Genomic DNA, 11,891 nt, shown 5'->3' with positions numbered 1-11,891 from the left:
GCGTCGCCCCGCCGCCTCGCGGCGACGGGGACAACAGGATCAGGCACGCTTGAAGACGAGCGAGCCGTTGGTGCCACCGAAACCGAAAGAGTTGGACAGCACAGCGTCAATGTCCATCTTCTGGGCCTCCCACGGCACCAGGTTGATACCACTGCAGGCTTCGTCGACATTGTCGAGGTTGATGGTGGGCGGCGCCACCTGGTCGCGCACGGCGAGGACAGAGAATATAGCCTCGATAGCGCCGGCCGCACCCAGCAGGTGACCGGTCATGGACTTGGTGGAACTTACCGCAAGCTGCTCCGCCACATCGCCGAATACCGAGCGCACCGCCGCTACTTCCGCCTTGTCGCCGAGTGGGGTGGAGGTGCCGTGGGCATTGATGTACTGCACCTGGCCTGCCGTCAGGGCGGCGTCATGCAGGGCGTTGCGCATCGACAACGCGGCACCGGCGCCGTCCTCGGGCGGTGAAGTCATATGGTGGGCATCGCCACTCATGCCAAACCCGGTAAGCTCGGCATAAATCCTGGCACCACGAGCCTTGGCACGTTCGTACTCCTCAAGCACCAGGACACCGGCGCCCTCCCCCAGGACGAAACCATCGCGATCGCGATCCCAGGGACGGCTGGCGGACTTCGGATCGTCATTGCGCGTGGAAAGTGCACGCGCCGCGCAAAAGCCGCCCAGTCCTACCGGGGTGGTTACCATTTCTGCACCGCCACAGACCATCACATCAGCGTCGCCGTACTGGATCGTGCGCAGGCCCAGGCCAATGGCATGGGTACCGGTAGTGCAGGCAGTAGTGGTGGAGAGATTGGGCCCCTTGAGGCCGTACTTGATCGACAGGTTGCCGGACACCATATTGATGATGGCTCCCGGCACGAAGAACGGGGAGACGCGGCGCGGGCCCTTTTCCGCGATCAGGAAAGCATTATCCTCGATCGCGCCAATGCCGCCCATACCGGAGCCGATGCAGGCTCCCATGCGCGGCGCATCCTCTTCAGTGACTTCCAGGCCGCTGTCCTCGATTGCCTGGATACCCGCAACCATGCCGTACTGGAGGAAGTCGTCCATCTTGCGCGCTTCCTTCGCGGGCATGTAGGGCGTCGGGTCAAAATTCTTTACGGTCGCCGCGAAACGTGTGGAAAACGCGGAAACATCAAAAGACTCGATCGGTCCGGCACCGCTGGTGCCCGCCAGCACCCCGGCCCAGGTCTCGTCTACGGTATTGCCCAGCGGGCTCACCATGCCCATGCCGGTTACGACTACTCTTCTGCGCGACACTGTTGCTCCCCCGAAAATCAATACTGCACTGACGGACTTTCTACGTGCGGCCTACGGACGAAGATCAATCCGGCAGTCACATTTTCCTAGTGGCAATAAAAGGAGAGCCGAACTATGGGACATAGAACGGCTCTCGCGATATTCAAGCGACCGGGACGATCATGTGTCGACCCGGCCTTATTCCATCCAGCTCGGATTAACCAAGGTTTTCCTTGATGTAATCGATGGCGAGCTGAACAGTAGTGATCTTTTCGGCTTCCTCGTCCGGAATCTCGGTCTCGAATTCCTCTTCCAGGGCCATTACCAGCTCAACTGTGTCGAGGGAGTCAGCGCCCAGATCTTCAACAAAAGAGGCTTCAGGCTTTACGTCTTCTTCCTTTACGCCCAGTTGTTCAGCAACAATCTTTTTGACGCGCTCTTCAATGCTGCTCATGATTCAATTTAACTCCTAGTGGATGAAAATCTGTATTAGTCGTTATTCTTTTAAGCCGCTGTTTGATGCGGTTATAACGACCGGCTCACACAGCTTATGGTTAATGCGAGGCGGCATTGTACCCTGATTTCTCCGGTATGTAATGCACCGCCGGCCCCAGCCATAAACTACTCTATAAAATCTTTATCAATCAATCAGTTAGGGTTGGTTTTTGAGAACCAACTCAAGCCATGTACATGCCGCCATTCACATGAATGGTCTCACCGGTCACATAGCCACCGGCTTCACTGGCTAAAAATGCGACAACCGACGCAATCTCTTCGGGCTGCCCGAGGCGACCCAGGGGAATCTTGCTCATCAGCACTTCGCGCTGCTCCTCCGGCAGGACGCGGGTCATGTCGGTATCGATAAAGCCGGGCGCCACGGTATTGACGGTGATACCACGGGAACCGACCTCGGCAGCCAGTGAGCGGGCAAAACCAGCCACACCGGCCTTGGTGGCGGCGTAATTGCTCTGGCCCGCATTGCCCATACTGCCGACAACGGAACTGATATTGATGATGCGTCCCCAGCGGGCCTTGGTCATATCCCGCAGGCACCCCTTGGTGACACGGTAGACGGCACTCAGGTTGGTGTCGATGACCGACGCCCACTCTTCATCCTTCATCCGCATCAGCAGGTTGTCCTTGGTAATACCTGCATTATTGACGAGGATGGTGGGCGCACCAAACTCCTCTTTAATCGCCGCCAGCAGGCTGGCAAGGCTGTCGGCACTGGTCACATCCAGGACCTTGCCCGCACCCTTTATGCCTTTTTCCGCCAGGCGGGCACTGATCTTCTCAGCGCCGGCCTCGCTGGTCGCGGTGCCGATCACCGTGGCGCCCAGGCTGCCCAGGGTATCGGCGATCGCGGCGCCAATGCCGCGGCTCGCGCCGGTAACCAGGGCAACCCTGTCGTTAAGGGACGTTGTTATTGTCATTACTGCTCCAGGATCGCTTATTCAGCGGTTGCCAGCGCCGCCTCGGAAAGCTGCGCCGGGGTTTCAATATTCATTGCGGTAAGGCCGCGGTCGATTCGCTTCGCCAACCCGGCAAGAACCTTGCCCGGGCCGCACTCCACCAGCTGCTCGGCGCCATCCGCCGCCATCGCCTGCACGCAGGCGGTCCAGCGGACAGGGCTGTAGATCTGCTCAACCATCAGGGACTTGATGGCCGCGGGATCCATTTCCCTGCGCGCATGCACATTGTGTACCACCGGGATTTCCGGCACGTGAAACTCAGTCTGCTCGATCTTTGGGGCCAGCTTTTCCGCCGCTGGCCGCATCAGCTCGGTGTGGAACGGCGCGCTGACCGGCAACGGCATGGCGCGCTTGGCACCCGCGGCCTTGCAGCCCTCGATTGCCCGCTCGACGGCAGCCTTGCTGCCGGCGATTACGACCTGGCCGGGCGAGTTATAGTTCACAGCCGTGACGACTTCACCCTGGGCAGCCTCGCTGCAGGCTGCTTCCACCGCGGCATCATCCAGCCCGATCACCGCCGCCATGGCGCCCTCGCCCGCCGGCACGGCTTCCTGCATCAGGCGCCCGCGCTCACGCACCAGGGCCACCGCATCGGTAAACGCCAGGGTGCCGGCACACACCAGCGCGGACCACTCACCCAGGCTGTGGCCCGCCATCAATGCCGGGCGGGCACCACCCTTCGCGCTCCAGGCGCGATACAGGGCGACACTGGCTGTCAGCAGCAGTGGTTGCGTACGTTCGGTGAGATTGATTGCGGCCTGTTCGCCGTTCTGGCAGAGATCCCAGAGGTCGTAACCGAGCACCCCTGAAGCCTCTTCGAAAGTGGACCGGATTTCCGGAAATTCAGCCGCGGCCTCGGCCAGCATGCCAATCTGCTGGGAACCCTGGCCGGGAAAGACGAATGCGAGCCTTGCATTGGTCATGGGACATCCTTACACCTGGTTGCATTATTGGTGCGGGACCTGCCGGTGCATCTCTGACATGGCGCGGCCTACCCGGCCGGCGAGATCCGCATCAGCGCACTCTTTGGCGGTAATCATGGCCCGGAAAAATGCCTCACTGCTGGCACCACCGTGGCTCTTGATTACGTTGCCCCTCACCCCTAAAAAGCTGGCGCCATTATAGCGGGCGGGTTCCACCTGTGTACGCCATTTTCGCAACAGCTTTATGGCTAACTGGCCAAAAAAACGCTTAAACGGCGTCTTTTTCTCGATCGTAAACGCTTTTTGACCCATAAGTCTAATGACGCCCTCGGCGGACTTCATTGCCACATTTCCCAGCAGCCCGTCACAGACCACCACATCCACGCGCCCGGTGAAAATATCGTGCCCCTCGACGAAACCCGCGTAATGGATTTCCGGGTCGGCCTCGAAAAGTTCTGCCGCGCGGCGAATCTCCTCGGTACCCTTGTGCGCCTCGGCACCAATATTGAGCAGCGCCACCTGCAGGTCGCACTTGTCCGCATGCACACGCTGGGCCTCAATACCCATGCGCGCGAACTGGAGCAGGTCCTCGGCAGTACAATCGATATTGGCACCCAGGTCGAGCAGGAAGCACGACCCCCTCTCAGTGGGCAGGGACTTGCCCAGCGCCGGCCGGCGGACGCCGTCAATGGTCCCCAGGATACTGCGGGAGAGCGCCAGCAGTGCACCGGTGTTGCCAGAGCTGACCACGGCCTGCACCTCGCCATCCGCGAGCGCCTGTAACGCGCGCCCCATGGAAGAATCACGCTTGCGGCGCACCGCCTGGATGGGATTGCATTGCTGGGTAATGACCTGCTCGCAGTCCACCACCTGCAGGCGACGGATCAGGGAAGGTTTGTGCTGCTCCTCAAGGAGCCGGGTAAGGAGTTCGCGGGGGCCGAAGAGCTTCAGCTCCGCCTCGGGGAAACGCTGGAGAAACCTGACGCAGGCCGGAACGACAGAGCGGGGACCTAAGTCCCCGCCCATCGCATCCACGGCCAATCGTAATTGGCTGGACAAGACTTACTCTTCTTCAGAGCCGCCGACATCAATCACCTTGCGACCACGGTAAAAGCCGTCTTTGGTCACGTGGTGACGACGGTGCTTCTCACCGGTAGTCGGGTCGACGGAAAGAGCCGCACCAGAGTCCAGGGCGTCGTGTGAACGACGCATACCGCGACGGGAACGGGTCTTTTTGTTTTGTTGAACAGCCATGGCTTGCTCCTAAAATCAACAAGTTACACTGGAACCGGGGCGCCTACCGGCGAGCCCAAACTCGGCGGGAGCCTGTTACGACTTACCCGACGAACCCTTCAACTGTTCCAGCACTTTAAAGGGGTTTTCACGCTGCTCATCCTCCCCCGCTGACTCTTCACCAGCGTGGAAGTGCTCGCTGGCGACACACTCCTCATCGTGGTAAGCCACCATCGGCAGGTTGAGCAAAATCTCATCTTCCAACACTTCATACAGTTCCAGTTCGTCACTGTCCTGTATGACCGGGTCGAGGTCCTTGGGCAGCGCCTTGCCCCGCTCCTCGGACCAGACAATCCCCCAATGGAACTCTCCCTCCACCGGCACCGGCATGGGCTGCAGGCAGCGCTGGCAAAGCAGCGTGACCGCGCCGTGCAGATGCCCGGTTACGGTAAAGTGACCGTGCAGGTCCCTGGCGAACTCCAGGTCTGCCTGCACACCCTCTTCCACAGACTCCACCGCTGCCTTCAGTCGCTCCAACTGGGCCAGGGGAACCGTGCCCGAAAGCTTCTGCTCTCGCTGCGCCAGCTTGCGTGCGTCCAGGCGGCGCGGCAGCTCTGATTTAGAGGGGGGTATCGACATAAGCGCGCAATTCTATGGACTCGCCCCACCCTTGTCAAAACAATTCAGTCCGCCCAATATCCGGACTGCAAACCGACTCCGGCAGCCATGCAAGGACCAACCAAAGCCATGCCCCACTCCCTGATTCTAGCCTCCAGCTCACCTTACCGGCGCGCCCTGCTCCAACAACTCCAACTGCCTTTCGAAAGCGCCTCGCCCCATATAAATGAAGCAGCACTGCCGGAAGAGACTGCAGCCGCGCTCGCCGCCCGGCTGGCAGCAGAGAAAGCCAGCGCCCTTGCCGGCCGCTACCCCCGCGGACTGATCATCGGCTCGGACCAGGTGGCCGAGTGCGCCGGCACCCTGCTGGGCAAGCCCGGCACCGGCGATAACGCCATCGCCCAGCTCACCGCCTGTAGCGGCCGCCGCGTGACCTTCCACACCGGCGTCAGCCTGCTGGAACCAGGCAGCGGCCGCCAGCTGACCGAAGTGGAAGCCTTCACCGTAACCTTCCGCAACCTGTCGCAGGAGCAAATCCGCAGCTACGTAGAGCGCGAACAACCGCTGGATTGCGCCGGTTCGTTTAAGGCGGAAGGTCTGGGGATAGCACTATTCGAAAAAATGGAAGGGTCAGACTACAACAGCCTGATTGGCCTTCCATTAATTCGACTAATTAAATTGCTGGGGGAGTTTGGCATCGACCCACTCTCCGGCCCTGAAGCCCCCACAGGGGAGTAACCATGGCGCCGGAATTCAGGGTACGAGGGGCGGCCAGCGCAATAATTCTGAGAAATGATCGATAATGGCGCGGGGCTTCCAGGCCTGGAGGCGCTCGGGCTCATGCACCCCATAGCTGACCCCGATGGACGGCATCTGCAGGGCCGCCGCCATCTCGAGGTCATAGACGGTATCTCCCACCATCACCGCCTCTTCCGCCCGGCAACCGGTCTCTTGCAGGATTTCCTGTAGCATCCGCGGGTCCGGCTTGGAGGCCGTTTCATCGGCACAGCGACTGGAGCGAAACAGATCGTGAAGGCCGCGCTCACCGAGTTCGCGATCCAGGCCCCGACGACTTTTCCCGGTCGCCACCGCCAGGTGGTGACCACTGCCCAGCAGCCTGTCCAGGGTCGGCAGCACGCCATCGAACAGGGGGAGCGGCTCGCCACGGGCAGCAAGCCACTCTTCCGAGTAAAACTCGCGCATCTGCTGGCGCTGCCCGCTGTCAGCCTCGGGGAACAGCGCCGCCAGCGCCTCCGGCAGGCCCAGGCCAATAATATTGCCAATCGCCTCCGGGGCGAGAACCGGCAGGCCGGCACGCTCGGCCGCCCGCTGCATACACAGCACGATCCGCTCTGCGGAGTTACAGACAGTCCCGTCCCAGTCCAGAATTACCAGCATTCCCGTCACCTGCTCTACATCTTTTAGCCAACTGCCGGGTCAGTCCCGGCGCAGTGTCGCCAACACCGCCTCCAACTCCCCGGAAAGCGGAGCTTCAACTTTTACCGACTCCCCACCAGGCAGGGAGCAGGACACGCTCGCCGAGTGCAGGAACAGGCGCTTCAGGCCCAGCTCCCGGAATCGGCGATTATCCTCATCCGGCGTGTACTTGGAGTCCCCCGCCAGCGGGCAACCGACAAATTGCGCGTGTACACGAATCTGGTGAGTGCGCCCCGTGACCGGCTCCGCAGACACCAGGGTCGCCCCGGCAAATCGCTCCAGCACCTGGAAGCGCGTCTGGGACGGCTTGCCATCCGCAGCCACCGACACCATGCGCTCGCCGCTCTTGAGGGTATTCTTGCGCAACGGTGCTTCCACCAGCTTGCGCCCACGCGGCCATTTACCACAGGCCAGCGCCAGGTACGACTTGCCCACCCGGCCGGCACGGAGCTCCGCCTGCACGTGCTGCAGGACCGAGCGCTTGCGCGCCACCATAATGGCGCCACTGGTATCCCGGTCCAGCCGGTGAACCAGCTCGATAAAGGGGCTCTGCGGAAACATCTGCCGCAGGACCTCAATCAGGCCCAGGCGCACACCGCTGCCACCGTGTACCGCAAGGCCGGACGGCTTGTTGATCACCATCAGGCCCTTTTCATCATAAAGTATGGATTGCTCCACGAGGCTCCGCAGGGACTCCCCGGCCACGGCGGGCGGGGCCTGCTCGGCGGTCCGGATCGGCGGCACGCGCACCTGGTCACCCGCCTGCAGCCGGTATTCCGCCTTTACCCGCCCCTTGTTTACGCGCACCTCGCCCTTGCGCAGGATCCGGTAGATGCGGGAGCGCGGCACCCCCTTCAGGCGCGCCTGCAGGAAGTTGTCGATACGCTGGCCCGCAAGGTCGGGCGGAACTGTCAGGAACCGGACGCCAGGAGAGCCTGCACTGGTGGAATCGGTGGCCGGGTTGGCCTTGCCGGAGGGGTCATTACTTCGCATGGGGCGCATGATAGCCGCAGAGCGACCGCAATTGAAGCAACATCCGGGCCATGCTATATTCGGGCAGCCTGAATTGGGCTGGTTTTCGGCGATGCGCGGCTCCCGTAGTTGTGGGCTCAGGCATCGCTCAAGAGAAAATACCGCCAATCGGCCGGTGCGCGGACAACCGCGACATCAACAAAACTCTGTCGATGAGGCAAGCCCCACTACCAGAATGTATCGGGCACCTCGTCGGCTTTTGACCCCCGCCTGACCGGCGGGCATTTATCGCGAAGGTAAGACGGGCTGAGGCCCGCAGCGCTTGAAGAAAGACTCAGGACACTTTACGTCCCGCTCTGTTTCAGCTGGCCAGCGATCGAACTGGCCCACCGGGCAGCATATGAAGACCAGGCATGCCCGGGCGACACAAATACAGAAATGAAGGGGCCCGGCCACAAGCCGGAAACAACAGAGCCAGACGACAAAAGTTATCCCCGCCGCCCGGTTAGCGTGTGACACACCAGCTACAGGGCGGTCCTGCCGGTAGCGGAAATCCCCGCGGCCCGGCGGGCGGTGCGCATTACAGCACCGGAGGTCCGAAGGCTGCACAGCCAATTGCGTGTGGCCCGAGGTACGGCAGTGAGACCAGCGGGTCATCGCCACCCTGCCCCTGCGGCAGAGGCGCACCCCTGTACCCTGCGACGCTATGCGGACGGTTCTGCATCGCACCTGACAACAAGCCTGCGACCCCAGTGTGTCCCCTTTGCGCAACGCAAGGATACAAGACACGCATGAAGAGAATGCTGATCAACGCAACTCAACCTGAAGAGTTGCGCGTAGCCCTGGTCGACGGCCAGTGGCTGTACGACCTGGATATCGAAAACCGCACCCGCCAGCAGAAAAAAGCCAATATCTACAAGGGCAAGATCACCCGCGTCGAGCCCTCCCTGGAAGCTGCCTTCGTCGACTATGGCGAGGAGCGCCATGGCTTCCTGCCCTTGAAAGAAATCTCCCGCGAATACTTCGTAAAGCAGCCCAAAGACATCGAAGGCCGCATCAAGATCAAGGATGTGGTCAAGGAAGGCATGGAAGTCATTGTCCAGGTGGACAAAGAGGAGCGCGGCAACAAGGGTGCCGCCCTCACGACTTTCATCAGCCTGGCGGGCCGCTACCTGGTCCTGATGCCGAACAATCCCCGCGCCGGCGGCATCTCCCGCCGCATCGAGGGTGACGAGCGCTCCGAGCTGCGCGACGCCCTCTCCAGCGTGGAAGTCCCCTCCGGTATGGGCATTATCGTCCGTACTGCCGGCGTTGGCCGCAGCGGTGAGGAACTCCAGTGGGATCTCAACTACCTGCTGCAGCTGTGGGAAGCAATCAAGACTGAAGCAGATGAAACCAAGGCGCCCCACTTCCTGTTCCAGGAAAGCAACGTCATTATCCGCGCGATCCGCGATTACATGCGTGACGATATCGGTGAAGTCATCGTTGATGACAAGGGTGCTTACCAGCTGGCCGCCGAATTCGCGCGCCAGGTAATGCCCCACTACAGCAACAAGGTGAAGTACTACGAAGACGCAATCCCGCTCTTCAACCGTTACCAGATCGAGAGCCAGATCGAGACCGCCTTCGAGCGCGAAGTGAAGCTGCCCTCCGGCGGTTCCATCGTTATCGACGTGACCGAGGCCCTGATTTCCATCGACATCAACTCCTCCCGCGCCACCAAGGGCGGCGACATTGAGGAGACCGCACGCTCTATCAACCTGGAAGCCGCGGACGAAATCGCCCGCCAGCTGCGTTTGCGGGATATGGGCGGCCTGGTGGTGATCGACTTCATCGACATGCAGAACAAGTCCAACCAGCGCGAAGTCGAGAAGCGTATGGAGAAGGCACTGAGCATGGACCGGGCACGTGTCCAGATCGGCCGCATCTCCCGCTTCGGCCTGCTGGAGATGTCTCGCCAGCGCCTGCGCCCGTCCCTGGGTGAAACCACTTTCCGTGTCTGCCCGCGCTGTAGCGGCCAGGGCACCATTCGTGGCACCAAGTCCCTGGCGCTGTCCATCCTGCGCCTGGTGGAGGAAGAGGCCAAGAAAGAGCGCAGTGCCGAGATTCGCGCGATCTGCCCGGTCAATGTCGCCACCTACCTGCTGAACGAAAAGCGAAAGGCGATCTCCCAGATCGAATCGCGCAATAACACCCGCGTGGTGGTAGTACCCAACGCCGACCTGGAAACCCCGCATTTCGAGGTGCAGCGCCTGCGCGACGACGAAACTGCGACGCTGGAGACCTCCTACAAGATTGCCGGCACTCTGGAAGAGGCACCGGACAAGGAAGAGGAACCGGCTCGCGCCCCGGCCCAACCGGCGGTTCAGCAGATTGCCCACACCGCACCTGCGCCCACGCCCACCGAGAAGCCGGCAGCTCCCGCCAAAAAGGCAGAGCCGGGCCTGGTCGCACGCCTGATCAGCGCGATCTCCGCCCTCTTCTCCGGTGGTGAGGAAGAGGACAAGACCAAGAAGCACAAGAAGACCAAGGGCGGCGGCAAGAACTACCAGAAACGCGGCCGCGGTGGCAGCCAGCGCGGTAACCGTGGGGGCCGCTCCAGCCGTGGTGGTCGCCGTCGCGACGACTCCCGCCGCGAGGAAAAGCAGCCCGAGAAGCAGGCTGAAAAACGTGAAGGTAAACGCCAGGAAAAGCGCGAAGAGAAGCGCGAGGAAAGGCCCGAAACAGCCAAGCGTGATGAGGCCCAGGGCGCCGAGCGTCCGCAGCGTCGCCGCCGCCGCCGTCGCGGTGGTGAAGGTCGCCGCCGTCGCGAGGAAGGCCAGCAGCAGACCGCCGAGAAGGCAACGGTAGAGGAAGCGGTAGAAGCTCCCGAGACTACAGCTGAAACCGAAGGCCAGGAACGTCCCGCACGCCGCCCCGGCAATGTGCGCGGCCGGCCCCAGCCCCGTCGTCGCGGTCGCCGCGGTGAAAACAAGGCAGCAGCTGCCGTAGCCCAGAGCCAGGAAGAGCTGGATCGTGAAGTCAATGAAGCCATTGACGAAGCCGAGGGCGAAGCCAAGAAATCTGCCGACAAGCAACAGCAGGCCACTGTAGAGGCTGCTGCCGGCCAGAAGCCGGAGGCCGCTACGGAAGGCAAGCGTGAGCCGAAGGCAGAGCGCCAGCCCCGGAAGTCGAAGGAAGCCCGGGCGGAAGAGACTTCCAAGTCCGAGAGCGACAAGGGCAAAGGTAAAGCCGAGGGCGAGGCCGCGGAAGAAAAGGTCGAGCGGAAACCCCGTCGCCAGCGGGAAGCACGCAAGGATTCCGGCGAGGAGGCGGAGCGCTCCGCGAAAGCCGCTGAGCCCAGTGGCGACAGGGACGAGCAGCGCCCACAGGAGGCTCCAGCGCCGAGCCCGGCAACTGCCGAGCAGGAAACTGCAGGTGCGCCCGCCAAGGCTCCGGAAGCCGAGAGCAAGGTCACCACTGCCGAGGTCACTGCCGAAGAGGAAGCCGCCAAAGCGCCGCGTGCCGATACCGCGCAAGCCGAAGCGCCTGAAGCAGCCGCAATGGCACCTGCGCAGCCCGAGCCTGAGGAAGCTGCCGAATCGGCGGCAGAGGTCCAGCAACCGGAAGCAGTGGCTCAAGAAGCTGCTGAGGCACCGGCACCCGCAGCTGCAGAGCAGCCAGAGGAGCCGGCTGCTGAAGCACCCACAGCAGCCCCGGTTGCAGCTGAGCCGAAGCAGGCAGCCCCGACCGGTGCTACGCCCGCTCGAGCCAGCAACGATCCGCGCGTGAACCCGAAACCGCTGGGTACACTGGCGATCGTAACGGAGCAGCGCGATATGGGACTCAAGCAGCCGCTGGACACGTCCACCCCGGCCGCTATTGAGCACAAGCCCCGCACCATCGCCCGCCCGGCCAACGACCCACGTGTTGCCCGGGAAGGAAGCCAGGCGAACGACGACGGTTCAGCCCAGGCGAGCTAAGCAGACAGGAGGCC

At 62.2% G+C, this 11,891-nt stretch carries 11 protein-coding genes; 2 read left to right on the top strand and 9 right to left on the bottom strand.

Translation table 11 applies throughout. The annotated features are described in order from the left end of the window. Positions 1 to 39: 39 nt before the first annotated feature. The 7 genes from fabF to ACH6CX_RS00945 all read right to left on the bottom strand — a co-directional run bounded on the left by fabF (position 40) and on the right by ACH6CX_RS00945 (position 5,527). Positions 40 to 1,281 carry a beta-ketoacyl-ACP synthase II gene (gene fabF, locus ACH6CX_RS00975; RefSeq protein ID WP_232942352.1) on the bottom strand — a complete coding sequence of 414 codons (1,242 nt, stop codon included), beginning with the start codon at positions 1,279 to 1,281 and terminating at the stop codon, positions 40 to 42. Between the two features lie 196 nt (positions 1,282 to 1,477). Then, positions 1,478 to 1,714, bottom strand: a complete 237-nt coding sequence (acpP, locus tag ACH6CX_RS00970; protein ID WP_067080870.1) for an acyl carrier protein — start codon at positions 1,712 to 1,714, stop codon at positions 1,478 to 1,480. A gap of 223 nt (positions 1,715 to 1,937) precedes the next feature. Continuing rightward, positions 1,938 to 2,693, bottom strand: coding sequence for a 3-oxoacyl-ACP reductase FabG (gene fabG / locus ACH6CX_RS00965; RefSeq protein ID WP_232942350.1), 756 nt, complete (start codon positions 2,691 to 2,693; stop codon positions 1,938 to 1,940). Positions 2,694 to 2,710: 17 nt separating this feature from the next. Continuing rightward, positions 2,711 to 3,655 carry an ACP S-malonyltransferase gene (fabD, locus tag ACH6CX_RS00960; RefSeq protein ID WP_396674349.1) on the bottom strand — a complete coding sequence of 315 codons (945 nt, stop codon included), beginning with the start codon at positions 3,653 to 3,655 and terminating at the stop codon, positions 2,711 to 2,713. Between the two features lie 24 nt (positions 3,656 to 3,679). Then, entirely contained in the window at positions 3,680 to 4,714 is a 1,035-nt protein-coding gene (plsX, locus tag ACH6CX_RS00955; protein ID WP_232942346.1) for a phosphate acyltransferase PlsX, read from the bottom strand. Between the two features lie 3 nt (positions 4,715 to 4,717). After that, a complete protein-coding gene (rpmF, locus tag ACH6CX_RS00950) occupies positions 4,718 to 4,909 on the bottom strand; it encodes a 50S ribosomal protein L32 (protein ID WP_232942344.1) in 192 nt (63 codons plus the stop codon). 75 nt (positions 4,910 to 4,984) lie between these two features. Continuing rightward, entirely contained in the window at positions 4,985 to 5,527 is a 543-nt protein-coding gene (locus ACH6CX_RS00945; RefSeq protein ID WP_396674346.1) for a YceD family protein, read from the bottom strand. Between the two features lie 108 nt (positions 5,528 to 5,635). Between ACH6CX_RS00945 and ACH6CX_RS00940 the strand changes: the two genes are divergently transcribed. Continuing rightward, positions 5,636 to 6,244: a Maf family protein gene (locus ACH6CX_RS00940; protein WP_396674344.1), complete on the top strand. Its 609-nt coding sequence runs from the start codon at positions 5,636 to 5,638 to the stop codon at positions 6,242 to 6,244. A gap of 15 nt (positions 6,245 to 6,259) precedes the next feature. Here ACH6CX_RS00940 and ACH6CX_RS00935 read toward each other — a convergent pair whose 3' ends face one another. Together ACH6CX_RS00935 and rluC are read right to left on the bottom strand one after the other, a co-directional pair. Further along, positions 6,260 to 6,904, bottom strand: a complete 645-nt coding sequence (locus ACH6CX_RS00935) for an HAD family hydrolase (protein WP_232942338.1) — start codon at positions 6,902 to 6,904, stop codon at positions 6,260 to 6,262. 39 nt (positions 6,905 to 6,943) lie between these two features. Beyond that, positions 6,944 to 7,936: a 23S rRNA pseudouridine(955/2504/2580) synthase RluC gene (rluC, locus tag ACH6CX_RS00930; RefSeq protein WP_334078904.1), complete on the bottom strand. Its 993-nt coding sequence runs from the start codon at positions 7,934 to 7,936 to the stop codon at positions 6,944 to 6,946. Positions 7,937 to 8,706: 770 nt separating this feature from the next. On the opposite strand from rluC, the gene rne reads away from it, so the two are divergent. Further along, positions 8,707 to 11,877 carry a ribonuclease E gene (gene rne, locus ACH6CX_RS00925; RefSeq protein WP_396674342.1) on the top strand — a complete coding sequence of 1,057 codons (3,171 nt, stop codon included), beginning with the start codon at positions 8,707 to 8,709 and terminating at the stop codon, positions 11,875 to 11,877. Positions 11,878 to 11,891 lie beyond the last annotated feature (14 nt).

The organism is Microbulbifer sp. JSM ZJ756, assembly GCF_044383805.1.
In the GTDB taxonomy this organism is placed as follows: domain Bacteria; phylum Pseudomonadota; class Gammaproteobacteria; order Pseudomonadales; family Cellvibrionaceae; genus Microbulbifer; species Microbulbifer zhoushanensis.
Note: the sequence above shows the minus strand (reverse complement) of the source record. Positions and strands in the feature narration are given on the sequence as shown.